This window comes from Allobosea sp. (assembly GCF_030695125.1).
Taxonomy (GTDB): Bacteria; Pseudomonadota; Alphaproteobacteria; order Rhizobiales; family Beijerinckiaceae; genus Allobosea.
The window spans coordinates 134,111-159,254 of record NZ_JAUYTP010000008.1 but is presented as its reverse complement, the minus strand read 5'-3'; the positions used below and the strand labels follow the sequence as shown (position 1 = coordinate 159,254).

Here is a 25,144-nt window from a genome sequence, read left to right as displayed (position 1 = left end):
GGTCGCAATATCGGGCGGCGTCCATCTGGACCGCGGGCTTGCGACGAGAATGCGACCAAGCCGCGGGATTGCCAAACGCTCAGATCGAGGGGCGCCCCTCAGACTCGCCGGAAGCCCTCGCTCGCGGTCAACAGCTGCCGGGCATAATCCGTCTTCGGCGTGCGGGCGGCGAGCGTCTGGGCCGTCATCTCCTCGACACCCTGGCCGAACTGCATCACCAGCAAACGCTGGCACATATGCGCGACGACGGCGAGATCGTGGCTGACGAGGATGTAGGTCAGCTTCCGCTCGTGGCGCAGCGCCTGCAGCAGGTTCAAAACCTCGGCCTGGATCGAGACGTCCAGCGCCGAGGTCGGCTCGTCGAGCAGCAGGATGGTGGGTTCGAGCACCAGGGCGCGCGCGATCGCGACGCGCTGGCGCTGACCGCCGGAAAGCTGGTGCGGATAGCGGAAGCGGAAGGAGGCGGGCAGGCCGACCTCCGACATCGCCCGGCCGATCCGCGTCTCGGCGTCGCCGATGGCGTGGATGGCGAGCGGCTCGGCCAGCGTGTCATCGACCGTCTTCTTGGGGTGGAGCGAGCCGTAGGGGTCCTGAAAGACCATCTGGACGGCGCGGTAGAACGCCTTGTCGCGGATCTTCGGCTGGGTCTGCCCGGCGATCTCGACCGTGCCGCTCCAGTGCCGGTTCAGCCCCGAGAGCACGCGCAGCACGGTCGACTTGCCCGAGCCCGATTCGCCAACGATGCCGTAGCTCTCGCCGGAGGCGACCGAGAAGGAGAGGTCCTTCACGACATGCGAGTCGCCGAAGGAGACGTTGAGGTTTTCGACGCGGATGGCGGGTTCAGTGGTCATGCGGGCAACTCGCTGTCATTCCGGGGCTTCGCGCAGCGAAGAACCCGGAACCCACGACCGGGCGCACCGGTCGGACTGCATGCAGGCTCAACCCGGTCGTGGGTTCCGGGTTCGCTGCTGCGCAGCGCCCCGGAATGACAGAGGAGGGTCGAGCTCATCATGCCAGCCATGCCGGGTCGCGGGTGAGCGTGGCGAGTTCGGCCTTGGGATGGTCGAGATCGGGCAGGCAGCCGAGCAGGCCCAGCGTGTAGGGGTGGCGCCTCGCGCGGGCGGATTCGTCGGCGAGTTCGGCCGCCGGCAACGTTTCCATCGCCTTGCCGCCATACATGACGATGACGCGGTCGCAGAAGGACTGCACCAGATGCAAATCATGGCTGATGAAGATCAGCCCCATGCCGCGCTGGGTGACGAGATCGTCGAGGATCTTGAGGATCTGCAGCTGGACGGTGACGTCGAGCGCCGAGGTCGGCTCGTCGGCGATCAGGATGTCGGGCTCGGCGATCAGCATCATCGCGATCATGACGCGCTGGCCCATGCCGCCCGAGACCTCGTGCGGGTAGAGGCCGTAGACGCGGGCGGGCTCGCGGATCTGGACCTGTTCCAGCATGGCGAGCGAGCGCTGCTTCGCCTCGCGGGCGCTGGCCTTGTGGTGGACGCGATAGGCCTCGGCGATCTGGTCGCCGACCGTGCGGACCGGGTTGAGCGAGAATTTCGGGTCCTGCATCACCATCGAGATGTGGCGGCCGCGCAGCTTGCGGCGCTCGCGCTTGTCCATCGTCTGCAGGTCCTGGCCACGATAGACCATGCGGTCGGCCGCGACGACGCCGGGCGGCGGGATCAGGTCGAGGATGGCGCGCCCGGTCATCGACTTGCCGGAGCCGGACTCGCCGACGATGCCGAGCCGCTCGCGGCCGAGCGTGAAGGACAGGCCGCGCACGGCATGGACGATGCCTGTGGGCGTGTGGAAATCGACGCGCAGATTGTCGAGTTCGAGGAGGGGCTGGTCGATCACGCTCACCTCGCATCCATGACGTCGCGCAGGCCGTCGCCGAGCAGGTTGAAGCCGAGTGCGACGACGCAGATGGCGATGCCGGGGAAGGTCGCGACCCACCACTGGTCGAAGATCTGCTCGCGGCCGGCCGAGATCATCGCGCCCCATTCGGGGATCGGCGGCTGGGCGCCGAGACCCAGGAAGCCGAGGCCCGCCGCGATCAGGATGATTCCGGCCATGTCGAGCGTGGTGCGCACGATCAGCGAGGGCAGGCACATCGGCACGACATGCTTCCAGACGATGCGCCATTGCGAGGCCCCCTGCAGGCGGATCGCAGCGATATAGTCCTGCTGGCGGATGATCTGCGTCTCGGCGCGGGCGACCCGCGCATAGGGCGGCCAGGCGGTGATGGCGATAGCGATGACGGCGTTCTCCAGACCGGGGCCGAGCGCGGCCACGAAAGCGAGCGCCAGCACGAGCCGAGGAAAGGCCAGGAATACGTCCGTGATCCGCATCAACAGCCGATCGACCCAGCCGCCGAGATAGCCCGAGGTCGCGCCGATCAGGAGGCCGATCGGCCCCACCGACACCACGACGAGCAGCACGATGACCAGCGTGACGCGGGTGCCGTAGACGATGCGGCTGAAGATGTCGCGGCCGAGCGAATCCGTGCCGAAGATATTGGTGCCCGAGGGCGGCAGCAGCCGGCGGTCGAGATTCTGCGCCAGCGGATCGGCGGTGGCGATCAGCGGCGCGAAGGCCGCGACCAGCAGGAGCGCGACAATGATGCAAAGCCCGACCATGGCGAGTGGGTTGCGCCGGAAGGCGAGCCATTTGCGATAGGCCTGGCCCAGGCGGGCCTGACGGCGGGAGGCTGGCGAATCGGAGAGGAGGTAGTCGGTCCAGGTGGTCATGAGCGCCTCATCGCGTCCGCGGATCGACCAGCCGGCCGAGGATGTCGGACAGCAGGTTGACCGCGATGAAGACCGCCCCGATCACCAGCGTGCCGCCGAGCACGGCGTTCATGTCGGCGTTCAGCAGGGAATGGGTGAGGTAGCGGCCGAGGCCGGGCCAGGCGAAGATCGTCTCGGTCAGCACGGAGCCTTCGAGCAGGTGCATGTAGGAGACGGCGATCACCGTCACCAGCGGCACGAAGGCGTTGTGCATGGCGTGGCGCCAGACGACGCGGAACTCGGAGAGTCCCTTCACCCGCGCGGCGATGACGTATTGCTGCTGCAGCTCGGTGATCATGAAGCTGCGGGTCATGCGGCTGATATAGGCCACGCTCAGGATGCCGAGCACGGCGGAAGGCAGGATGAGGTGGGACCAGGCGTCGCGAAACGCCTCCCAATCGCCCTCGATCGCGGCATCGATCACCAGAATGCCCGTGATTGGCGTGATCAGATCCTGAAAGGCGACACCGGCGCGGCCGGGCCCGCCGACCCAGCCGAGCTTGGCGTAGAACAACAGCAGACCCATCAGGCCGAGCCAGAAGACCGGGATCGAGTAGCCGAACAGCCCAATAACGCGGGCGACCTGGTCCGGCCAGCGGCCCTGATAGACCGCCGCGACCACACCCAGCGGGATGCCGAGCAGGCAGCCGATCAGCGTGCCGAGCGTCGCCAGTTCCAGCGTCGCCGGGAAGACGCGCTTGATGTCGTCGACGACGGTGTTGGAGGTCAGAACCGAGCGGCCGAGATCGCCGGTGAAGACCTTGCCGACATAGACAGCAAACTGCTGCCAGAGCGGCTTGTCGAGGCCAAGCTCGATGCGCGCGGCCTCATAGGTCTCGGGGCGGGCATTGTCGCCGACGACCGCGAGCACAGGGTCGATCGGGATGACGCGGGCGATGAAGAAGGTGATCAGCAACAGGCCGAAGATGGTGATCGCGACCGTGCTGAGCTCGCGCGAGGCGATCTTCGCCCAGCGTCCCGCCGTCTCGCCCCATGAGCGCCTGCGAACCGGGCTTTCCACCACGCTCGTCATGCCAGCTTGTTTCCGTTTTCTTTGACCGGGACCGGCCCTGCAGGGCCAACCGGAAGCAAAAGCCCCGCCGCAGCCCTAAGAGGCCGAGGCGGGGCTGGCTGGTCAGATGATCTCAGTTCTTCGAGATCGGCGCGTAGAAGTTGGTGTCCGAGCTCGGCCCGATGGCCCAACCCTTGACGTTCTTGCGATCGGCCGAGACTTCGACCTGCTGGAACATGATGACGAAGGGCGAGACCTTCTGGTGTTCCCGCTGCAGGGTGCCGTAGACGGCGGCGCGCTTGGCGGCGTCCGTCTCGAGGACGTTGGCCTGCGTCGTCTTGGTCATCTCGGGGATGTCCCAGGCATTGCGCCAGGCCAGCGTCTTCGACTTCGCGTCCTCGCCATTGTTCTCGTTGATGGCGAAGGTCTCGGCATTGGTATGCGGGTCGAGATAGTCCGGACCCCACTGGCCGATATAGATGTCATGGGTGCGGGCGCGGTACTTGGTCAGGGTCTGCTTGCCGTCGCCTGGGAGCAGCTCGAGCTTGATGCCTGCCTGGGCCCAGTTCGCCTGGATCGCCTGGGCGATGTCGGTGATGGGGCTGACCGAGCGGACATCCATGGTGACGCTGAAGCCGTTGGGGAGGCCTGCCTTGGCGAGCAGTTCCTTGGCCTTGGCCGGATTGAATGTGTAGGGCTTGTCGTCGATCGCGCCGAGGAAGCCCTTGGGCAGGAAGGACTGATGGGCCTTGTAGGTGCCCTCGACGATGTTGCGCTCGATCGAGGCGTAATCGACGAGGTATTTCAGCGCCTCGCGCACTTCGGGCTTGGCGAAGTTGGGGTTCTTGGTGTTGAGGCCGAGATAAAGGATGTAGCCCTTGTCGCCCTGGACGATGTCGACGTCCTTGTTGGTCTTGACCGCGGCAAGCTGGTCCTTCGAGAGGTTGCGGGCGATGTCGATGTCGCCCTTCTCGAGCAGGAGGCGCTGCGAAGCCGGCTCGGCGACATGGCGCACGACGATGCGCTTGTTCTTCGGCGCGCCCTTGTACCAGGCCTCGTTGGCGTCGAGCGCGTATTGCTCGTTGGGGCGGTAGGCGCGGACCTTGTAGGCGCCGGAGCCGGCCGAGTTCTGCTTCAGCCAGCCATTGCCCCAGTCGCCGTCCTTCTCATTGGCCTTGACCAGCTTGGTGTCGACGATCGAGGCGACGCCCGAGGTCAGGCAGTTCAAGAAGAAGGTCGGCGCGAAGGGCTTGGAGACGGTGATCACGACCGTGCCGTCGTCGGTCGCCTTCACCTTGTCCGTGACGTTGTCCTTGGTGAAGCCGAACTGGGCGAGGATGAAGCCCGGCGACTTGTTGAGCGTCACAGCGCGCTGGAAGGAATAGACCACGTCGGCCGCCGTCAGTGGGTTGCCGGAATGGAATTTCACGCCGGGACGGAGCTTGAAGGTGTAGGTCAGGTTGTCGGGGCTGACCGTCCAGCTCTGGGCGAGTTCCGGGACGAGTTCGTTGTTCTTGGCGAGATCGACGCCCATCAGCTTGTCGTAGAGGTTGGTGACGACTTCGACGCCGGAGAATTCGAAGGCCTCGGCGGGATCGAGCGAGATGATGTCGTCGATCTGCTTGGCCATCACCACCGTGTCCTTCGGGGTTTGGGCCAGCGCCCCCGTGGTATGGGCCGTCGTCGCCAGCAAGGCGGTGAAGGCCGACGCCATCATCAATTTCGCAACCTGACGCATCGCAGTCCCCATCGTTTTGGATTGTCGGCCGAACGCGTCGGCCATTGGCGTGAATGTGGAACCAGTCGGCGGCTTCTGTCCAGCAGGACGAGGCCCGTGTCCAGATGTTGCTGCACAGTTCTTGTGCATCGAGCCGCCCGGATCGGGCAATGCGTCGCGAGATGCGGCTTTGCGAGCCATGCCGGCCTCGCTAACGTGAGACATCCCGGCATCTTGCCGGCCCATGACAAGCAGGTGCCCAGCCCTTGGCCATCATCGCCGCGCTCCACCACGTCACCCATTACCGCTATGATCGCCCGGTCACGCTCGGGCCGCAGATCATCCGGCTGCGGCCGGCGCCGCATTGCCGGGCCGCGATCAACAGCTACGCGCTGAAGGTCACCCCGGCCGAGCATTTCGTGAACTGGCAGCAGGACCCGAGCGGCAACTGGCTGGCGCGCTATGTCTTTCCGGAGCCGGTGAGCGAGTTCCGCATCGAGGTCGATCTCGTCACCGAGTTGTCGATCATCAACCCCTTCGACTTCTTCGTCGAAACCGATGCCGAGATCTTCCCCTTCAGCTACCCTGACGAGCTGCGGGCGGAGCTGGCCCCCTATCTCGTGACAGAGCCGGCCGGGCCGCTGCTGCAGGCCTTCCTGGCGACGATCCCGCGCGAGCCGACCAACACCGTCAACTTCGTCGTCGACCTGAATGCGCGGCTCTCCGGCGCGATCGCCTACGGTATCCGCATGGAGCCCGGCGTCCAGGAGCCGGAGCATACGCTCGACATCAGATCCGGCTCATGCCGCGATTCGAGCTGGCTGCTCGTGCAGATCCTGCGACAGCTCGGCCTCGCCGCGCGGTTCGTCTCCGGCTACCTGATCCAGATGAAGGCGGATATCGACCCGCTGGAAGGGCCGGCCGGCACGGACAAGGATTTCACCGACCTCCACGCCTGGGCGGAGGTCTATATCCCCGGCGCCGGTTGGATCGGGCTCGACCCGACCTCAGGGCTCCTGACCGGCGAGGGCCATCTGCCGCTGGCGGCGACGCCGCATTACCGCTCGGCCGCGCCGGTCTCGGGTGTCGCCAGCTATGCCGAGACGACCTTCGATTTCGAGATGAGCGTGGCGCGCGTGCATGAGGTGCCGCGGATCACCCTGCCCTTCTCGGATGAATCCTGGCAGCGGCTCGATGCGCTGGGCGAGCAGGTCGAGGCCGATCTCCAGGCCGGCGATGTCCGCCTGACCATGGGCGGCGAGCCGACCTTCGTCTCCGTCGACGACCAGACCGGCGAGGAATGGAACATCGCCGCTGTCGGGCCGACCAAGCGCCAACGCGCCGACGTCATGATCCGACGCTTGCGCGAGCGTTTCGCGCCGGGCGGCATGCTGCATTACGGCCAGGGCAAATGGTATCCCGGCGAGAGCCTGCCACGCTGGGCCTTCGCGCTGTACTGGCGCGCCGATGGCGAGCCGATCTGGCGCGACGCCGCGCTGATCGCCCGCGAGCCCGGCGCCCCGACGGGAGGCGATCGCGAGTTGGAAGCCGGCGCGACGATGGCCGAGGCCGAGGCGCTGGCCGAGGGCCTGTCCGACAAGCTCGGGCTCGGCTCCGACTATGTGATGCCAGCCTATGAGGACACCGGCTACTGGCTGTTGAAGGAGGCCCAGCTTCCCGACAATGTCGACCCGCTCGACCCGCGTCTGGCCGACCCGGAAGAACGCGCGCGCATGCAGCAGGTCTTCCAGTTGGGCCTGGGCAAGCCGCGTGGCTACGTCATTCCCGTCCAGCGCTGGCAGAGCCAGGCGGGCGACAAGCGCTGGCGCTCGGAGAAATGGAAGCTCAGGCGCGGCAAGCTCTTCCTCGTGCCGGGCGATTCCCCCGTCGGTTACCGGCTGCCGCTCGGCTCGCTGCCGGTGGTACCGAAGGCAGAGTATCCGCATGTCCACCCGCAGGACCCGATGGAGGCGCGCCCGCCGCTGCCGCGCATCGCCGGGGGATTCGGTCCGGCCGCCGATCCGCCGCCGCCAGAGGCTCCGATTCATGTCGAGGCGCCGTTCTCCCAGCAGCCCCCGCACCAGATGTCGCGTTCGGTCGAGGCGAGTGGCGCCTCCGCTCAGGACCGCACCGAGCAGGAGATCGGCGGGGAGCATGTGCGCACTGCGATCAGCCTCGAAATCCGCGACAAGGTGCTGTGCGTCTTCCTGCCGCCGGTCGAGCGGCTGGAGGATTACCTCGACCTGATCGCCAGCGTCGAGCAGGTGGCGCGCGAGCGCAACCAGCCGGTCCATATCGAGGGATACCCGCCGCCGCACGACCCGCGGCTGAACGTCGTCAAGGTCACGCCCGACCCCGGCGTTATCGAGGTCAACATCCATCCGGCCCGCAACTGGCGTGAAGCGGTCGAGATCACGCGGGGCGTCTATGACGAGGCGCGGCAGTCGCGGCTCTGCGCCGAGAAGCTCATGGTCGACGGGCGCCACACCGGCACCGGCGGCGGCAACCATGTCGTGCTCGGCGGCATCACCCCGCCCGACTCGCCCTTCCTGCGGCGCCCCGACCTGCTCAAGAGCCTGGTGCTGTACTGGAACCGGCACCCTTCGCTGTCCTACCTGTTCTCGGGCCTGTTCATCGGCCCGACCAGCCAGGCGCCGCGCATCGACGAGGGCCGGCACGACGCGCTCTACGAACTCGAGATCGCGCTGGCCAAGATCCCGCGTCCGGGCGAGCCCGCGATCCCGCTCTGGCTGGTCGACCGGCTGCTGCGCAACCTGCTGGTCGACGTCTCCGGCAACACCCACCGCAGCGAGATCTGCATCGACAAGCTCTACTCGCCCGACGGGCCGACGGGGCGGCTCGGGCTCATCGAGTTCCGCGGCTTCGAGATGCCGCCGGATGCGCGCATGAGCCTGGCGCAGCAGCTTCTGGTGCGCGCGCTGATCGCGTGGTTCTGGCGCGAGCCGCAGACGGGCAGCCTGACGCGCTGGGGCACGACGCTGCATGACCGCTTCATGCTGCCCGAGATGGTCTGGCAGGACTTCAAGGACGTGCTCGGCGATCTCGGGCGCGCCGGCTACGCCTTCGATCCGGTCTGGTTCGAGGCGCAGGCCGAATTCCGCTTCCCGTTCTTCGGCAAGGTGGAGCATGGCGGCGTCGAGATCGAGATCCGGCAGGCGCTCGAACCCTGGCATGTCATGGGCGAGGAGGGCGCGATCGGTGGCACGGTGCGCTATGTCGACTCGTCGGTCGAACGCCTGCAGGTCAAGGCCAAAGGGCTGGTGCCCGGCCGCCACCTCATCACCTGCAACGGCAGGCGCCTGCCGATGACGGCGGCGGGAGCGCCGGGCGAGAGCGTCGCGGGCCTGCGCTTCAAGGCCTGGCAGCCGGCCTCTGGGCTGCATCCGACGATCCCGGTGCATGCACCCCTGACCTTCGACATCGTCGATACCTGGGTCGGACGCTCGCTCGGCGGTTGCGTCTACCATGTCGCCCATCCCGGCGGTCGCAATTATGAGACGCCGCCTGTGAATTCCTATGAGGCGGAGGCGCGCCGGCTCGCACGTTTCGAAGCGATCGGTCATACTCCCGGCGCGCTGGCGATTCCGCCCGAAGAGCGCAGCGCCGAATTTCCGCTGACTCTGGATTTGCGGCGTCCTCCCGGAGTGTAGACGCAACCGATGGCATTACAGAGCCGATCACCGTCTGTGCGCACGAGGACGGAGCGGCGCAACGCTCTGCTGGCGGGCTATCGCCCGCTTCCCGGCGTGCATGACGAGCTCGTCGGCCCGGACGGGCAGATTCGCCCGCATTGGGAGCCGTTCCTGTCGGAATGGTGCGCGCTTTCGCCCGACGAGCTGACCCAGCGCTTCGGCCTCGCCGACCGGCATGTCCACGATACCGGCGTGTCCTACCGCGTCCATGGCGACATCGACCCGCGCGATCCCACGGCAGGCGAGCGCGCCTGGCCGCTGTCCCATGTCCCGCTGGTCATCACCGGCGCCGAATGGCAGACGATCGCAGCCGGCGTCGCCCAGCGCGCCGATCTGCTCAGCCGCCTGCTCGACGACATCTACGGCCCCGGCGAGATGATCGCCAACGGGCTGCTTCCCGCTTCGGTGGTCACCGGCAGCCCGGATTATCTGCGCCCGCTGCAGGGGGCTCCCGGCGGCGGCGCGCTCCAGCTCTACGCCGCCGATCTCGGGCGCGGGCCCGACGGGCGCTGGTGGGTTCTGCAGGACCGCACGCAGGCGCCCTCGGGCGCCGGCTATGCGCTGGAAAACCGGCTCGCCTTGTCGCGCGCCTTTCCCGACATGTTCCGGACGATGAACATCGAGCGGCTGGCGGCCTTCTTCCAGGGCTTCCGCGCCGGGCTCGTCGCCCGCTCGAAGCGGGTCGAGCCGCGCATCTGCCTGCTGACGCCGGGCCCGCTCAACGAAAGCTATTTCGAACAGACCTATCTGGCGCGCTATCTCGGCTTCCTCCTGGTCGAAGGCGGCGATCTCGTGATGCGGGAGGGCCGCGTGCATGTGCGCACCATCGCCGGCCTCAAGCGCGCCGACGTGATCTGGCGCCGCATCGACGGCGATTTCGCCGACCCGCTCGAATTGAACGCCTCCTCCGCGCTCGGCGTCGCCGGCCTCGTCCAGGCCGTGCGCAAGGGCAGCGTCCATATCGCCAACGGGCTGGGCTCCGGCGTCGTCGAGGCGCGGGCGCTGATGAGTTTCCTGCCGGCGCTGGGCGAGAAGATCCTGGGCGAGGAGATGATCCTGCCCAATGTCGCGACCTGGTGGTGCGGGCAGCCGCGCGAGCGCGCCGACGTGCTCAGCCGGCTCGACGAGATGAGCATCGCGCCGGCATTCCGCAGCGCCGGCGGCGGGCTCGACACCGGGCCCGTGGTCGCCGCCGACCTGTCGGCCGAGCAGCGCGAGGCGCTGCGGGCCAGGGTCGAGGCGCGGGGCATGGACTATGTCGGCCAGGAGGTGGTGCGGCTCTCGACGACGCCCGTCTTCCAGAACGGCCGTCTGCAGCCGCGCCCGATGACGCTGCGCGTCTTCGCCGCCGCCACGCCGGATGGCTGGAAGGTGATGCCGGGCGGCTTCTGTCGCATCTCTGACGAGCCCGATGCGCGCGCCGTCAGCCTGCGCAGCGGCGTGCGCTCGAGCGATGTCTGGGTGACGTCGGACGGGCCCGTCGACCATGTCACGCTACTGCCGACGCCCGACCGCATCCCGATCCGCCGGATCACCGGCACCCTGCCGAGCCGCGCCGCCGACAACCTGTTCTGGCTCGGGCGCTATCTCGAACGGACCGAGGCGACACTGCGGCTGGTGCGCGCGCTGCTCGGCCGCCTGATCGACACCGACCCGACCCAGGGACGCAACGAGACGCTGCGCCGGCTCGCCCATCTGCTGGTTTCCTGGGGCGCGTCGCCGGGCGGCCGCGGCCAAACGCCGGCCAGCCAGGCCTCGGCCGCGCTGCACGCGCTGGACCAGTATGGCTCGGCGATTTCGACGACGCGCGAAGCGAGGCGGACGGCCTCGGTCATCCGCGAAAGGCTGTCGGTCGATGCCTGGCGGCTGTTTGGCGACATGCAGCAGCAACTCACCCTCGGGGAGGGGCGCAAGCCGAGCGAGGGCGAGGCCTATGAAACCGCCGACCGCGCGCTGAAATCGCTCGCCGCCTTCTCCGGCCTCAGCCAGGAGAACATGGTGCGCGGGCCTGGCTGGCGTTTCCTCGACATCGGGCGGCGGCTGGAGCGCGGCATCGCGACCTGCCGCTTCGCGCGCCACTTCGCCGAGACGACGGCGCCCAGCGACGCGCTCGACGCGCTGCTCGACCTGACGGATTCGCAGATCACCTATCGCTCGCGCTACCTGCTCGGCGCCAGCCTGCAGCCCGTGCTCGATCTCGTCATGCTCGATCCCTTCAACCCGCGCTCGGTCGCTTTCCAGATCGACCGTCTCGACACCGAGATCCGCGATCTGCCGTCGCTGACCGAGGACGGCATGCTGGAGGCGCCGCGCCGGCTGATCCTGAAACTCGCCGCCGAGTGCCGGACAGCCGAGGCCTCCCGGCTCGACCGCACCAGCATCCTCCTGTTCGAGCAGTTGTTGATGGGCGTCTCCAGCGCGATCGCCGACCGCTATTTTCTCCAGAACAGCGGCCCGGAAGGCTCGCGCCTCACAGGCATCGCGTGATCTACGACGTCCGGCATATCACCACCTACGGCTACAGCCGTCCGGTCCCGTTCGCGCGCTGCATCCTGCGGCTGCAACCGCGCGACGACGGCGGCCAGAGCGTCCAGCGCAGCGAACTCATCGTCACGCCGCGCCCGGCCGAGCGCGTCGACGATATCTGCTTCTTCGGCAACCGGATGACGACGCTGACCATCTCGAAGCCGCATCGCGAGCTCAAGGTCGAGATGCGCGCCCGTGTCGAGGTCAGGCGCACGCCGCCCCCCTTTCCCGGCCTGACACGGCATTGGGAAGCAGTCGGCGCGCTGGCGCTGGCCTCCGACAGCCTGGCCCCCGATTCGCCGGCGCATCACCTCTATCCGAGCCGGCTTGTGCCTCCGGTCTCTGCCGTGACCGACTATGCCCGCCAGAGCTTCGCACCGCAGCGCCCCGTCCTCGAAGCCGCGAGCGAGCTGATGGGGCGCATCCGCCGCGAGTTCACCTATGATCCGGAGGCGACCGAGGTCTCGACGCCGCTCGAGGAGGCCTTCCGCGAGCGGCATGGCGTCTGCCAGGATTTCGCGCATGTCATGATTGCGGGCCTGCGGGGCCTGGGCCTGCCGGCGGCCTATGTCAGCGGCTATATCCGCACCATCCCGCCACCGGGCGAAAAGCGTCTCGAAGGCGCCGATGCCAGCCATGCCTGGGTGATGCTGTGGTGCGGGCCGGAAACGGGCTGGATCGGGCTGGACCCGACCAACGACCTGATCGTCGCCGACGACCATATCGTCACGGCGTTCGGCCGCGATTATGCCGATGTCTCGCCGCTCGACGGAGTCGTGATCGGGCCGGGCTCGCAGAAGATCGGCATCGCGGTCGACGTCATCCCCGTCGGCTGAAGCGGCCCCGCAACGCGCGGCGAGATCGAGGCCGTGGCGGCATGGCGCCGGGTGGGGCCCCACCCCAGCTTCCGCCCTCCGGGAAACCCGTCCCCTCCATAGTGCCGGAAGAGCGGACAGCCTTCACGGAAGACTTCCCTTTGATTGGTTGCCATGGCAACTTGTTGATCAATCGCGCGTCGGCAAGGCGGGCTCAGGGAGGATACAGTTGCGAACCCAGGTCGCCATCATCGGAGCCGGCCCGTCGGGGCTGCTGCTCGGACAATTGCTGCATCAGGCCGGCATCGACAGCGTCATCCTCGAACGCAAGAGCCCCGACTACGTCCTCTCCCGCATCAGGGCCGGCGTGCTCGAGCAGGGGACGGTCGGGCTGCTCGACCAGGCGGGCGCGAGCGCGCGGCTGCATGCCGAGGGGCTGGTTCATGACGGCTTCGACCTGCTCTTCGGGGAGCAGCGCCACCGCATCGCGCTCGATGCGCTGACCGGCGGCAAGCATGTCACCGTCTATGGGCAGACGGAGGTAACGCGCGACCTGATGGAGCAGCGCCTGGCGCAGAACGGTGTCACCGTCTACGAGGCCGACGATGTGAACCTGCACGGGTTCGACGGCGCCAGCCCCTATGTGACCTATCTCGAAAACGGCATCCCGCGGCGCATCGACTGCGATGTCATCGTCGGTTGCGACGGCTATCATGGCGTTTCGCGCGCCAGCATCCCGGCCAGCGCGCTGCGCATCTTCGAGCGGGTCTATCCCTTCGGCTGGCTCGGCATCCTCGCCGACGTCCCGCCGGTCTCCGACGAACTCATCTACGCCCGCAGCCAGCGCGGCTTTGCGCTGTGTTCGATGCGCTCGGCCACGCGCAGCCGCTACTATGTCCAGTGCGGGACCGACGAGCGGGTCGATGCCTGGTCGGACCAGCGGTTCTGGGACGAACTGCGCCGCCGGCTCGACCCTGAAACGGCCGCCAACCTGACGACAGGCCCCTCGATCGAGAAGTCGATCGCGCCGCTGCGCTCCTTCGTCGCCGAGCCGATGCGCTTCGGGCGGCTGTTCCTGGCGGGAGACGCCGCCCATATCGTGCCGCCCACCGGCGCCAAGGGCCTCAACCTCGCCGCCAGCGACGTGCATTACCTGTTCGAGGCGCTGCGCGAGCTCTTCCTCGACCATTCGGAGGCCGGCATCGACGCCTATTCGCAGAAGGCGCTGGCGCGGGTCTGGAAGGCGGAGCGCTTCTCCTGGTGGCTGACGTCGCTAATGCACCTCTTCCCCGAGCAGAGCCCGTTCGAGCAGCGCATGCAGCAGGCCGAGCTGGATTACCTCGTCTCGTCAAAGCATGCGATGGCGGCGCTGGCGGAGAACTATGTCGGGCTGCCATATTGAGGCGGGTGACGTGTCAGCTTTCGACCCTTAGCGGAGCTTCCTCTGCGCTTGGACGAACGCGGCTAGAGCTTCGATCACGCCTCCAGCAAGGGGTCTAGCAGGGTCTTGGTAGGCCGCGATGTTGGCAGCACGGTCGTCGGATGGGACTGCCTTCAGAACGTGATTTGCGTCCGCGAGGAGAACCAGATCGGTGTCCGGTCGCGCATGGTGCAATCGCTCAGCGTCTACCCGCCCCACTTGTATATCGCGCAGCCCCTGAAGGATCAGTACCGGTCCCGCGTACGCCGCTATCAACTTGGCCGGATCGAGAGCGAATGTGCTGATCAAAAAGCCTTGGACCTCAGGTCGGAACAGTGGGCGCAACACCGTATGGATGTTTCCTGCCTCCACCCGCTGGCCTGCCTCCAGCTGCGTTATGATGGCTTCAGCCTGTTGGCGGATGGGCGCGTTGGCAGGGTTCGCCGCGATCTGCTCACGGAGCACGTCACCCAGCCGGCGTCCCGTCGCCGATACCAGCAGCAACCCGCAGATGCCGCCGGGCTGTTGGGCTGCGACCAGCGCCGACAGACCGCCTTCGCTGTGGCCCAGCACCCAAACGCATGGGACACCCATCGTTTTACGGATAGTGGTAGCCCAAGTCTGGATGTCTGCGGCGTAGTCCTCAATGGTGATGGCGTTGGCGTCTGGGATGGCCCGGTCGCTCCCGAACATACCCCGCTTATCGATACGGACGCTCCTGATCCCACGCGCCGCCAACCCCTCGGCGATTAAGCGGTATGGGGATGCCCGTACACCGAGCGGGTTGTTGCCATCGCGGTCGGTCGGCCCGGAGCCGGGGACGATCAGGACGACGGGGGCATCGGTGTCGGAGGGGCCTAGCGCGGTTCCCGAGAGCGGCCCGGCCGGGCCGGGTGCTTCAATCATCCTGGGACTACTCATCTGCGCTGTTCCCGGTCGAGAAATGACGAGGGCCATGAGGCAGGCCAGAACAGACCGTGTGACCTTCTGCTTCATCTATGATCCCTATGGGCCAATGAATGAAACAGACCATAGGTCCGCTGTCGACCCATCCAAGACATTCGTAACGGCGGGCGCCCTGATTGCTTGGCCCACATAAATCGGGCCGCGCCTCACCGGCACGGCCCTTGTCGACGGCGTCGCTCTGTCTGGCTCAGGCCAGCGTGTAGGCCGTCTTCACCGTGGTGTAGAACTCCTTGGCGTAGGCGCCCTGCTCGCGGGGGCCGTAGCTCGAGCCCTTCCGGCCGCCGAAGGGCACGTGGTAGTCGACGCCCGCCGTGGCGAGGTTGACCATCACCATGCCGGCCTCGGCATTGCGCTTGAAATGCGTCGCATGCTTCAGCGAGGTCGTGCAGATGCCCGAGGACAGGCCGAACTCGGTGTCGTTGGCGACGCTTAGCGCCTCCTCATAGTCCTTGACGCGGATGATGTTGGCGACGGGGCCGAAGACCTCCTCGCGCGAAATCCGCATGGCGTTGGTGGTCTCGGTGAAGAGCGCCGGCTGGAGATAGAAGCCGGGGGTGTCGCGCTTCAGCAACTCACCGCCGAAGGCGAGCTTGCCGCCCTCGTCCTTGGCGATCTGGATGTATTTGAGGTCCTGGTCGAGCTGGCTCTGGTCGACCACCGGGCCGATATGGGTGCCGGCTTTCAGCGCATCGTCGACGACGACGCCCTTCAGCCGTTCGATGCAGGCCTCGACGAACTTGTCATGGATGCCGGCCTGGACGATCAGGCGCGAGGAGGCCGTGCAGCGCTGGCCGGTGGAGAAGAAGGCGCCGGTGACGGCGGCCTCGACGGCCGTCTTCAGATCGGCGTCGTCGAGCACGACGAGCGGGTTCTTGCCGCCCATCTCGAGCTGGACCTTCTTCATCGGCGAGGAGGCGATGCAGGCCTCGGCGACCTTGCGCCCGGTCGAAACCGAGCCGGTGAAGGAGATGGCGTGGACGTCCTTGTGCTGCAGCAGAGCCTGGCCGACGACCGAGCCGCGGCCCATGACGAGGTTGAGCACGCCCTTGGGCAGGCCGGCGCGCTGGAGGATGTCGACCAGCGCCCAGGCCGAGCCCGGCACCAGATCGGCCGGCTTGATCACGACGCAGTTGCCGTAGGCGAGCGCGGGCGCGATCTTCCAGGCGGGGATCGCGATCGGGAAGTTCCAGGGCGTGATCATGCCGACGATACCGACCGGCTCGCGCGTGATCTCGACGCCGACGCCCGGACGCACCGAGGGCAGCGCCTCGCCCGTCAGGCGCAGGCACTCGCCGGCGAAGAAGGCGAAGACCTGGCCGGCGCGGCCGGCCTCGCCGATGCCCTCGGCCAGGGTCTTGCCCTCTTCACGCGAGAGCAGGCGGCCGAGTTCCTCCTTGCGGGCGAGGATCTCATCGGAGGCCTTCTTCAGGATCTCGTAGCGCTCCTGCGGGCCGGAGCGGCTCCAGGCGGGAAAGGCGGCCTTGGCGGCGGCGACCGCGTCGTTGAGCTGTTCGACCGTGCCCTGCGCGTACTCGCCGACGACGTCGTTGGTGTCGGAGGGGTTGATGTTGCGCGAAGCATTCGTGCCACCGGCCCATTCGCCGGCAATCAGGTTCTTGAACATCTCGGTCATCAGCGGCCTCCCACGGCGTTTTAACGTTCGTGGGGGTTTAGCGTCTTTGGCGCGAGATGGCCAATGCGGGCCGGGGCATCGGCCCTGTCCCGCGATGCATGATGGCTGCGTTCAGAACTCGGCGTCGAGTTCTTCGACGTCGTCGGGCTCGGCCTTGGCGGCCTCGATCCAGCGCCGCAGCGCGGGCCAAGCCGAGATGGTCCGGCAATAGGCCTGGCACAGCGGGTCCAGCGCCACGTCATAGGTCAGGAACCGCAGGCAGACGGGGGCATACATCGCATCCGCCATGGTCAGCGTCTTGCCGAAGAGATAGGGCCCGCCATAGGTCGACAGGCAATTGCGCCAGATCTCGGTGACGCGATCGATGTCGGCCTGGGCGCCAGCCCAGACCTTGAAGCCCGGGTAATGCGCCTTGAGGTTCATCGGCAGGGCCGAGCGCAGATTGGCGAAGCCGGAATGCATCTCGCCGCAGATCGCGCGGCAATGCGCGCGGGCGGCGGCGTCCTTCGGCACGAGGCCGGCAGCGGGCCTGATCTCGTCGAGATAGGCGGCGATGGCGAGCGTGTCCCAGACGGTGATGCCGTCATGCCTCAGGCAGGGCACGAGGAAGGAGGGGGAGAGCAGCAGCAATTCGGCCCGCGTCGAGGGATCGTCGGCCGACAGCATCAACTCCTCGACCTCCAGCCCGGCCATCATGCAGAGCAGCCACCCGCGCAACGACCAGGAGGAATAGTTCTTGCTGCTGATCGTCAGGGTGGCGTTGCTCATGACAGGCATCCTCTGCGGCTGTCACATTTGACGCAAGAGGCATTCCAAGAGCGCGGTCAGATTAGAACAATCTTGCGGAACCCCCCTTTTGCAGTGCAACATCGCTTAGGGCCTCCCGCCGCCGCCGGATCGATGCCGGTGGCGGCGGGAGGTCTGTCCATCCGAGGTCGCACACCGATGCTCTATCTCGCCTACCAGGCCCAGTCGGACCTGATGAACCCTGCGCGTCTGCTGGCCCAATCGGCGCTGGCGGCGCTGGGCGCCCGGGCGATGACGGGGCAGCCCATCGACTGGCGGGCCACAGCGGCGGCCTGCGAAATGGTGACGCGCGCCGGGTTGACCCATCATCGGCCCTCCTACGAGATCGACAGCGTCCGCGAGGGCAATCGCGACGTCCCCGTCACCGAGGAGGTGGTGCTGAGCCTGCCCTTCGGCGATCTGCTGCGCTTCAAGAAGGACAGCGACACGCCGCAGGCCAAGGTGCTGGTCGTCGCGCCGATGTCTGGGCATTTCTCCACGCTGCTGCGCAACACCGTTGCGACGCTGCTGCGCGACCACGACGTCTACATCACCGACTGGCACAATGCCCGCGACGTCGGCCTGGACGCCGGCCCCTTCGGCTATGACGACTATGTCGATGTCCTGATCCGCTTCATCGAGACACTCGGCGACCAGACGCATGTGGTCGCCGTGTGCCAGCCCTGCGTGCAGGTGCTCACGGCGGCCGCCGTGATGGCGCAGGCGGGCAGCGCCTTCCAGCCGCGCAGCATGACGCTGATGGCCGGGCCGGTCGACACGCGCGTCAACCCGACCACCGTCAACAAGCTCGCCATGGACAAGCCGATCGACTGGTTCCGCCGGAACCTGATCGCGACGGTGCCGTCGCGCTATCCCGGGGCGGGGCGCAGGGTCTATCCGGGGTTCATCCAGCTCGGCGCTTTCGTCGCGATGAACATGCAACGGCACGTCAACGCGCATATCGACCTGTTCACCCATCTCGCGGCTGGCGAGACCGAGGAAGCGCAGAAGATCAAGTCGTTCTACGACGAGTATTTCGCCGTGCTGGATCTGCCGGCGGAATTCTACCTCGAAACGGTCGAGTGGATCTTCCAGGAGGCGCGGCTGGCGGCGCGTACCCTGACCTATCGCGGTGACGTCGTCGATTGCCGCGCGATCCGCAAGACGGCGCTTCTGACGGTGGAGGGCGAGCGCGACGATATCTGCGCGCTCGGGCAGACCTCGGCGGCGCACGATCTCTGCACCGGGCTGAAGCCCTTCCGCAAGCGCCACCACATGCAGGCCGGTGTCGGCCATTACGGCGTGTTCTCCGGCCGCAAATGGGACGGGCAGATCTACCCGATCGTCCGCAACATGATCCTCGCCAACAGCTGAGCGTCTGGCCGCCGAAGCCCTCGCGATCATTTCTCCTTGATCGACAGGCCGCTCTTGCCGACCGAGATCTCGACGCCCTCGGGCTGCTTCTTTTCCTGATAGAGCGCGTAGCCGGTGGCGGCGAGGCCGGCGACAAGAACCACGACGAGGGCGACGAGAAGATTGCGGGATGCGAGCATGGAGGCTTTCCGAATGTGAACCGTCCAGGAGACGGCGCGTCGGAAACCCGTCAGCCGCCTCATTGTTCCCACAATCAGGTCGGGCTCCCGGCGGAGCCAAGCCCAAGCCGCGACGATGCCGGCGCGCGCTTGGCTCGGACCCGCGCGTCAGCGGCGGGCCACCCTCCAGCCGTTCAGCCAGCCTGGCCGGGAGCCCTCCTCGCGGCCAGCGCTTCCGCCTTCGCCATTCTGCGTCCCAGCAATCCGACCGCCAGGCCCGACCAGGCGATGCCGAGACACCAGCCGCCGATGACATCGGTCGGCCAATGAACGCCGAGATAGACGCGGCTGATCCCGATGACGACGACCATCACCCAGGCGAGAGCGATGCAGAGCCGGGTGATGTCGTCCCGGCGCGCCGCCAGGCCGACGAAGCCCGCTATGCTCAAGAGGGTCGCGGCCGACAAAAAGGCGTGGCCGCTCGGAAAACTCGCCGTGAACGTCAGCGCCGCATGCTCGACGATGTCGGGGCGATCGCGGCCGATCCAGATCTTCAGCCAGGTCGAGACGACCGTGGCCGAGACAACGGTCAAGACGAGCCCGATCGCAAGAGGGCGGTGGCGGCAGAGCCAGAGCGTGAGGCTCGCGACAATGGTCATGAGGCCCAACCCGGTAAAGCTGCCGAGCGCCGTGACGTCGCGCACGGCCTCGCGCAGCCAGGCGGGCCCGATCGGGACAGACGGGTTGCCGGCCTCGCGGAAGAGCAGGACCAAACTGCGATCGAAAGCAAAGCTGCGACCAGACGCGATGAACAGCGCCAAACCCAGAAAGGCAAAAGCGGCGGCCAGGGGGATCAGGATGCGCGGCTGAAGCAAGGGAACGACGTCTCCGGTCAAAGCGCCGCAGCGCAGGCGGCGCGGCGAGTTTCATTCAATTCCGCCTTGCCCGCTCAGGCAGACCGGCCACGGGCCCCAATCAACGTCACGGCCCCCGGCATCAGGCTGTAAACCAGCGGCCCGGCCTTGCGCTCGACCTCGCCGTCGAAGGTGATGTGGCCGCGGCGCTTGTCCTTGCGCGTCAAGGTCACGTCCGCACCGGTGAACGAGGTCAGGTTGGGCGAGGTGCGCCAACTGCCGGACACGATCGACAACGCCGCCTTGCAGCGGGAGAAGAGGCCACCGGCATTGAGGATGTGAACCTCGAAGACGCCTCCGTCCAAACGCGGCCGGTGCCAGTCGGCGCCCTCGAACGCATTGACGGTGACCAAGACGGCATCCGCCTGCACCACGCGACGATCGGGGCCGACCCCGACATCGACCGTGATCGCGCGGGTAAAGAGGACCGAGCGCGTCGCCGCGACGAAGAAGGCCAGAGCCCGGCTGAAGGGGAAGCGTCGGCGCGCCTGCTCACGCTCGCGCGCCATGAGACTGAAAAAGCCCATGCCCGACAGCGAATGGAACAGGCGGTCATTGACGCTGCCGACATCCAGCACGATCGGCTCGCCCTGGCAGAGGACCGCGATCTGGTGTTCGAGCGTCCCGGCGAGGCCGAGATCGCGGCCGAGCACATTGACCGTGCCCAGCGGGAGGATCCCGACGGGGCGGTTGGCGTGAATGAGGACAGGGAGAACGCCATTGATCGTGCCATCGCCGCCGGCGATGACCGGCACGCACTCCCGATCGTCAATGGCGAGCGACAACGCGTCGTCGAGTTCGCGCGGATGCACCATGCGGACGTCCGCCGTGCAGCCACTGGCCTCGAAAGCCGCGATGATTCGGGCGGCAAACGCGTCGGGCCCGGCCTCGAGGGCAGTGCCGGCACGGGCATTGACGATGACGGTGTGATGCATGGCCCTCGGAGACTTGGTTGGCCGTCGACCCGATCGCAAGATGGCGGCCGGCTTGGTCTGTTCCCCGACGATGGGGGTCACGCGCGGGCCGCCTCATTCCCGTGCTGGCCGAAACGCGATGGCTGAACCGGCATGCCGGCAACGGCATCCTCGACTTCCTCGGTGATCACCTCGAAGCGCTGCAGGACATGCGGGCCAAACGAGCTCACCATCGCGACGTCCGTGGCGTCTCGTCCGCGCGCGATCACCACTCGGCCAATGCGCGGCATGTTGTGGCGGGCATCGAAGGTGTACCAGCGTCCGCCCAGGAACACCTCGAACCAGGCATTGAAGTCCATTGGGGCGGGATCGCGCGGAACGCCGATGTCGCCAAGATATCCATTGCAGTAGCGCGCCGGAACATTGACGCAGCGACACAGCGCCACGGCGAGATGCGCGAAATCGCGGCAGACGCCGATGCGCTCCTCGAAGGCTTCCGCCGCCGTGCGGGTGCTGCGGGCGAAATGGTAGCCGAACGTCAGGTGGTTGTGGACGAAGTCGACGATCGCCTGAACGCGCGCCCATCCGCCGGGGATGTGACCGAACAGGCTCCAGGCCTGCGCCGAAAGTTTGTCGGTTTCGCAATAGCGGCTGCCCATCAGGTAAACCAGGGCATCGTCGGGCAGACGGGCTGGCGAAACCTCTCCAGCCGCCGGATCGACCGGGTCGCGCTGCCCCGAATCCCGGACGATCCCCTGCGCACGCAGGGCGATGCCTCCCGGCGGGGCCGTGATGCGGCGACAGATGTTGCCGAACTGGTCGGTGTACTGCTTGGCGTCGATCCGCAAGGACGGATCGCGCAGCGACGTCACGGTCATCTCGTCGGGCTCGACCAGATCGTGCCGGCGCGAAGGGTGGACATCGAGCAAGGTGACGAGCGGGAGTTCCTGCTGGCAAACAATCTCGATGTCGTAGCCGTAGCGGATGCGCATGACGCTCTCGCGGGTTTCCATCGAGTGGCCTTCCGCCGTCGATGCCGGACGCGGCGGTCCGGAGGTCTGCCGGTGCCCGATTCGGCTGCCTTGCGGCAAACGGCTGCGCACCAGACGCCCCGTCGAATCGACCTGCTCAAAAAACGGAAGATGCGGGCCTTTCGGCCCGCATCCCGCCATCACGACGGTTCGGCTGGGGGGATAGCAACCGCCGCGACCTGCGTCTGGTCAGCGCCTACATCATCCAGTAGGGCATGGTTCCGTAGTAGTCGTGGACGCGCTGGCCATAGGCCTTGTCGTCCCAATTGGGCTCGCCCTGGCTGTCATACATCGGCGCCGCCTCGAGCTTGTCCCTGGTCATCGGCACGACGTATCCGCCCTGTTCAGGATTGAAATCGAGCACGCTCCAGGGAATCGGGTGATACTTCTCGCCAACCCCGAGAAAGCCGCCAAACGACATGATCGCGTAGGCGACCTTGCCGGTCCGCTTGTCGAGCATGATGTCGTAGATCTCGCCGAGCCGGTCGCCTGAGGTGTTGAAGACCGCGGTGCCTGCGACGCGAGCGCCGGAAATCAGCGGGTTCGACGATGCCTGCACCTGCGCAACTTCAGAGTCGAACGTGTCAACCAGGGTCATGGACAATGTCTCCGGACAGCGAGTGATGCGATTACCGGGACAACGTCGCGCGGCCGGGAAAGGTTCCGGAGCGAAATCGCAGGTTGTCGCACGCGTGGGCGGATTTCGAGAATGACCATCACAGATCGACAGAATGACCAGCGGAGCGTCGGCCAAACGCCGCGCTGGCGCGAATAAAAGGAACATTCGGGACAGTACGACGTTTGGTCGGGACGGTCGGCCATGGCCATGCCACGCTCGCGTGTCGTACATCGGTACCCACGGCCATCGCCATGAACCCGAAGCGCCAAGGACACATCGCCATGAAGAAAATCATGATCATCGCCGCCATCGCAGCCTCGTTGGGTGCCTGCACGGCTCAGGAAGAACGTATCGGCGGTGGCGCCCTGATCGGCGCCGGCACGGGCGCCGTCATCGGCGGCCTCGCAACGGGCCGCGCCGGTGGCGCTCTCGCGGGCGCCGCGATCGGGGGTGTCGCCGGCGGCGCAATCGGCGGGGCCACTTCGCCGACCCGCACCTGCGTCGGCCGCGACGAGTATGGCCGTCGCTTCCGCTACGATTGCTGAGCGACCCGACCGCTCCTGCGGTGAGTTCGAGGCCCGGCTGGCGCATCGCGCCGGCCGGGCTTTTTCGTGTCGGCGTCAGACCGCTCCGTAAGGCCCGAAACGGCCGACGAAACGGTGGCGGTTTCCAGGGTACAGCAGCCGCACCGCCGTGACCGGAGCGGCTTGGTTCCAGGTCCGGCGTTCGATCAGCAGGCAGGCTTCCCCGGCTGCGATGTCGAGCAGCGCGGCATCGTCCGGTTCGGCCGGAATGGCGCTGATGGCGTGCTCCGCCTGCGACCAGAGACTGTGCTGCAGCAACCAGTCGCCCGGTGGGGTCCTCGCGAAATCCTCTGCGGCTGCGGCCGGTACGGTCGCAAGGTGGATGACGCGTTCCTCCAGCACATGCGGCCGGTCGTCGGCCCGGTGCAGCGTCACGAGATGGGCGATCTTCTCGCCTCGCTTCAGCCCGAAGCGCAGCGCCAGTTCCGGCGAGGGCCGCCCGTCATGCCGCGCCAGAACCTCATAGGCATAGCGCTGCCCGAGCCGCTCCACCTCGGCGGGGATCGACAGGATGTCGAGCATGGCATGGGTCGTCGGCGGGCTCGCCACCACGGTGCCCGAGCGGCGCCGGCGGGTGATCAGCCCCTCGCGCGCCAGCTGTACGAGCGCGCGGTGGACGGTCATGCGGGAGGCGCCGAGCTGCTCCATCAGCGCGTGCTCGGGCGGGACCGACGTGCCGGGAGGCCAGGTGCCGCCGAGAATGAGATCGCGGATAGACCGGCGGATCTGATCATAGATCGGACCGGTGCCATCCAGCTTCACCGCATCGAGCCGATCCTGAGCCATCGCCGTCACAGCGCCGCCAGCAGCTTGCGCATGACGGTGCCGAAGCGCGTCTTGACCGCGACGCGGGCAAGGTGCCGCCCCTCCGCCACGAGATGCCGGCCGCCGACGACGACATCCCGAACGGGCAGCGCGTTGGTGGCGAAGATCGCGCTGTCGAGGGCCGCCCCGCCCGTCTTGCCGATGAGGGCCGGATGGTCGGGATCGAGCGTCACGAGATCGGCCCTCATGCCCGGCGAGAGAGCCCCAAGTGCCCGCCCGCAGGCCTGGGCGCCGCCGGTGGCGGCAGCGCGCCACAGCGCGACGCCGGTCGAGGCATCCTCCTCCGCCAGCAGCGCGCGGCGGCGGTCACGGAAGCGCTGCGAATACTCGAGCAGGCGCAGTTCGGCGCCGGCATCGATCTGGATGTTGGAATCGCTGCCGACACCGTAGCGGCCGCCCGACGCCCGGTAGCGCACGCCATCGAAGATGCCATCGCCGAGGCTCGCTTCCGTGATGGGGCATAAGCCCGCGACGGCGCCGCTGGCTGCGATCGCATCGCGCTCGGCATCGTCGAGATGGGTGGCGTGGATCAGGCACCAGCGCGCGTCGAGCGCGATGGTGTCATTGAGCAAGGCGACGGGCCGTTTGCCCATGATGGCGATCGAATCCTCGACCTCTCGCATCTGCTCGGCGACATGGATGTGCAGGGGCGTGCCATGGCGCAGGCCGGCGAGCCAGTCCAGATCCTCCAGCGCCACGGCGCGCAGAGAATGCGGCGCCAAGCCGAGGCAAGCGTCGGACAGAGGACGGAGCGCGGCCTCGCTCGCCTCGATCAGCCTGAGATAGGAGTCGCGGTCGTTGACGAAGCGGCGCTGGCCGTGGACCGAGGGCGCCTGGCCGAAATTGCCGAAGCGGTAGAGGACCGGCAGCAGCGTCAGGCCGAGCCCGGTTTCCTCGGCGGCCGCGGCAATGCCGGCCCCCATCGCGGCGATGTCGGCATAGGGGCGACCGTCCTTGTCGTGATGCAGATAGTGGAACTCGGCGAGCGCCGTGAAGCCGCCCTCCAGCATCTCGACGAAGGCCTGGGCGGCGAGCGCCTGCACGTCATCGGGGTCGAGCCGGTCGAGGAAGCGGTACATCACCTCCCGCCAGGTCCAGAACGAATCCTCGCTCGCGCCGCGGCGCTCCGACAGGCCGGCCATGCCGCGCTGGAAGGCGTGGCTGTGGAGGTTCGGCATGCCGGGCAGCGCCAGCCCGGAGAGCCTGATGTCGCCCGCTTGCGCCGCGACGCCCGGCTCGACCGCCGTGATCGTTCCCCCCGAATGGGTCAGGCGCACATTCTCGGCAAAACCGTCCGGCAGCAGGGCCTGCTGCAGATGCAGGGTCAGGGTCACGGCGTCTC

Annotated in this window: 21 protein-coding genes; 6 read left to right on the top strand and 15 right to left on the bottom strand. The window is 67.4% G+C overall.

The genetic code is table 11. From position 1 onward, the window contains the following. Positions 1 to 98: 98 nt before the first annotated feature. The 5 genes from Q8S38_RS02005 to Q8S38_RS01985 all read right to left on the bottom strand — a co-directional run bounded on the left by Q8S38_RS02005 (position 99) and on the right by Q8S38_RS01985 (position 5,545). Entirely contained in the window at positions 99 to 851 is a 753-nt protein-coding gene (locus tag Q8S38_RS02005) for an ABC transporter ATP-binding protein (RefSeq protein ID WP_305678738.1), read from the bottom strand. Between the two features lie 157 nt (positions 852 to 1,008). Continuing rightward, positions 1,009 to 1,860, bottom strand: a complete 852-nt coding sequence (locus Q8S38_RS02000; protein WP_305678908.1) for an ABC transporter ATP-binding protein — start codon at positions 1,858 to 1,860, stop codon at positions 1,009 to 1,011. A 5-nt stretch (positions 1,861 to 1,865) separates the two neighbouring features. Beyond that, complete coding sequence (gene nikC, locus Q8S38_RS01995; protein WP_305678737.1) at positions 1,866 to 2,756, bottom strand: nickel transporter permease; 891 nt, start codon at positions 2,754 to 2,756, stop codon at positions 1,866 to 1,868. A gap of 7 nt (positions 2,757 to 2,763) precedes the next feature. Continuing rightward, positions 2,764 to 3,828, bottom strand: coding sequence for an ABC transporter permease (locus Q8S38_RS01990; RefSeq protein ID WP_305678736.1), 1,065 nt, complete (start codon positions 3,826 to 3,828; stop codon positions 2,764 to 2,766). Positions 3,829 to 3,940: 112 nt separating this feature from the next. Further along, on the bottom strand, positions 3,941 to 5,545 hold the full coding sequence (locus tag Q8S38_RS01985; RefSeq protein ID WP_305678735.1) for an ABC transporter substrate-binding protein: 1,605 nt from the start codon (positions 5,543 to 5,545) through the stop codon (positions 3,941 to 3,943). Between the two features lie 245 nt (positions 5,546 to 5,790). Here Q8S38_RS01985 and Q8S38_RS01980 point away from each other — a divergent pair, with 245 nt between their 5' ends. The 4 genes from Q8S38_RS01980 to pobA all read left to right on the top strand — a co-directional run bounded on the left by Q8S38_RS01980 (position 5,791) and on the right by pobA (position 13,980). Continuing rightward, positions 5,791 to 9,195, top strand: a complete 3,405-nt coding sequence (locus Q8S38_RS01980) for a transglutaminase family protein (RefSeq protein ID WP_305678734.1) — start codon at positions 5,791 to 5,793, stop codon at positions 9,193 to 9,195. A gap of 36 nt (positions 9,196 to 9,231) precedes the next feature. Further along, positions 9,232 to 11,724 carry a circularly permuted type 2 ATP-grasp protein gene (locus tag Q8S38_RS01975; RefSeq protein WP_305678733.1) on the top strand — a complete coding sequence of 831 codons (2,493 nt, stop codon included), beginning with the start codon at positions 9,232 to 9,234 and terminating at the stop codon, positions 11,722 to 11,724. After that, the gene (locus tag Q8S38_RS01970; protein WP_305678732.1) at positions 11,721 to 12,599 is read left to right on the top strand and encodes a transglutaminase family protein; all 879 of its coding nucleotides are present in this window, start codon (positions 11,721 to 11,723) and stop codon (positions 12,597 to 12,599) included. The genes Q8S38_RS01975 and Q8S38_RS01970 overlap by 4 nt, the downstream gene beginning before the upstream one ends. A 208-nt stretch (positions 12,600 to 12,807) precedes the next feature. Then, positions 12,808 to 13,980 carry a 4-hydroxybenzoate 3-monooxygenase gene (gene pobA, locus Q8S38_RS01965; RefSeq protein ID WP_305678731.1) on the top strand — a complete coding sequence of 391 codons (1,173 nt, stop codon included), beginning with the start codon at positions 12,808 to 12,810 and terminating at the stop codon, positions 13,978 to 13,980. Positions 13,981 to 14,007: 27 nt separating this feature from the next. Here pobA and Q8S38_RS01960 read toward each other — a convergent pair whose 3' ends face one another. The 3 genes from Q8S38_RS01960 to Q8S38_RS01950 all read right to left on the bottom strand — a co-directional run bounded on the left by Q8S38_RS01960 (position 14,008) and on the right by Q8S38_RS01950 (position 17,365). Further along, complete coding sequence (locus tag Q8S38_RS01960) at positions 14,008 to 14,994, bottom strand: alpha/beta hydrolase (protein ID WP_305678730.1); 987 nt, start codon at positions 14,992 to 14,994, stop codon at positions 14,008 to 14,010. Between the two features lie 157 nt (positions 14,995 to 15,151). Beyond that, entirely contained in the window at positions 15,152 to 16,597 is a 1,446-nt protein-coding gene (locus Q8S38_RS01955) for an aldehyde dehydrogenase family protein (protein ID WP_305678729.1), read from the bottom strand. Positions 16,598 to 16,708: 111 nt separating this feature from the next. Beyond that, positions 16,709 to 17,365: a glutathione S-transferase family protein gene (locus Q8S38_RS01950; protein WP_305678728.1), complete on the bottom strand. Its 657-nt coding sequence runs from the start codon at positions 17,363 to 17,365 to the stop codon at positions 16,709 to 16,711. A gap of 177 nt (positions 17,366 to 17,542) precedes the next feature. On the opposite strand from Q8S38_RS01950, the gene Q8S38_RS01945 reads away from it, so the two are divergent. After that, positions 17,543 to 18,757 (top strand): polyhydroxyalkanoate depolymerase, encoded by a 1,215-nt coding sequence (locus Q8S38_RS01945; RefSeq protein WP_305678727.1) that lies wholly within the window; start codon positions 17,543 to 17,545, stop codon positions 18,755 to 18,757. A 26-nt stretch (positions 18,758 to 18,783) separates the two neighbouring features. Here the strand turns inward: Q8S38_RS01945 and Q8S38_RS01940 are convergent, their stop codons facing one another. The 5 genes from Q8S38_RS01940 to Q8S38_RS01920 all read right to left on the bottom strand — a co-directional run bounded on the left by Q8S38_RS01940 (position 18,784) and on the right by Q8S38_RS01920 (position 22,372). Then, complete coding sequence (locus Q8S38_RS01940) at positions 18,784 to 18,936, bottom strand: hypothetical protein (RefSeq protein ID WP_305678726.1); 153 nt, start codon at positions 18,934 to 18,936, stop codon at positions 18,784 to 18,786. A gap of 173 nt (positions 18,937 to 19,109) precedes the next feature. Continuing rightward, a complete protein-coding gene (locus tag Q8S38_RS01935) occupies positions 19,110 to 19,790 on the bottom strand; it encodes a phosphatase PAP2 family protein (protein WP_305678725.1) in 681 nt (226 codons plus the stop codon). Positions 19,791 to 19,864: 74 nt separating this feature from the next. Then, positions 19,865 to 20,764: a diacylglycerol/lipid kinase family protein gene (locus Q8S38_RS01930; RefSeq protein ID WP_305678724.1), complete on the bottom strand. Its 900-nt coding sequence runs from the start codon at positions 20,762 to 20,764 to the stop codon at positions 19,865 to 19,867. A gap of 77 nt (positions 20,765 to 20,841) precedes the next feature. Continuing rightward, a complete protein-coding gene (locus tag Q8S38_RS01925; RefSeq protein ID WP_305678907.1) occupies positions 20,842 to 21,735 on the bottom strand; it encodes a transglutaminase-like domain-containing protein in 894 nt (297 codons plus the stop codon). 235 nt (positions 21,736 to 21,970) lie between these two features. Further along, on the bottom strand, positions 21,971 to 22,372 hold the full coding sequence (locus tag Q8S38_RS01920) for a PRC-barrel domain-containing protein (protein WP_305678723.1): 402 nt from the start codon (positions 22,370 to 22,372) through the stop codon (positions 21,971 to 21,973). Between the two features lie 302 nt (positions 22,373 to 22,674). Between Q8S38_RS01920 and Q8S38_RS01915 the strand changes: the two genes are divergently transcribed. Beyond that, the gene (locus Q8S38_RS01915) at positions 22,675 to 22,938 is read left to right on the top strand and encodes a glycine zipper domain-containing protein (protein WP_305678906.1); all 264 of its coding nucleotides are present in this window, start codon (positions 22,675 to 22,677) and stop codon (positions 22,936 to 22,938) included. A gap of 75 nt (positions 22,939 to 23,013) precedes the next feature. Here Q8S38_RS01915 and hutC read toward each other — a convergent pair whose 3' ends face one another. Next, positions 23,014 to 23,763, bottom strand: coding sequence for a histidine utilization repressor (gene hutC, locus Q8S38_RS01910; protein WP_305678722.1), 750 nt, complete (start codon positions 23,761 to 23,763; stop codon positions 23,014 to 23,016). A 5-nt stretch (positions 23,764 to 23,768) separates the two neighbouring features. Then, complete coding sequence (locus Q8S38_RS01905; RefSeq protein WP_305678721.1) at positions 23,769 to 25,136, bottom strand: formimidoylglutamate deiminase; 1,368 nt, start codon at positions 25,134 to 25,136, stop codon at positions 23,769 to 23,771. Positions 25,137 to 25,144: the final 8 nt, after the last annotated feature.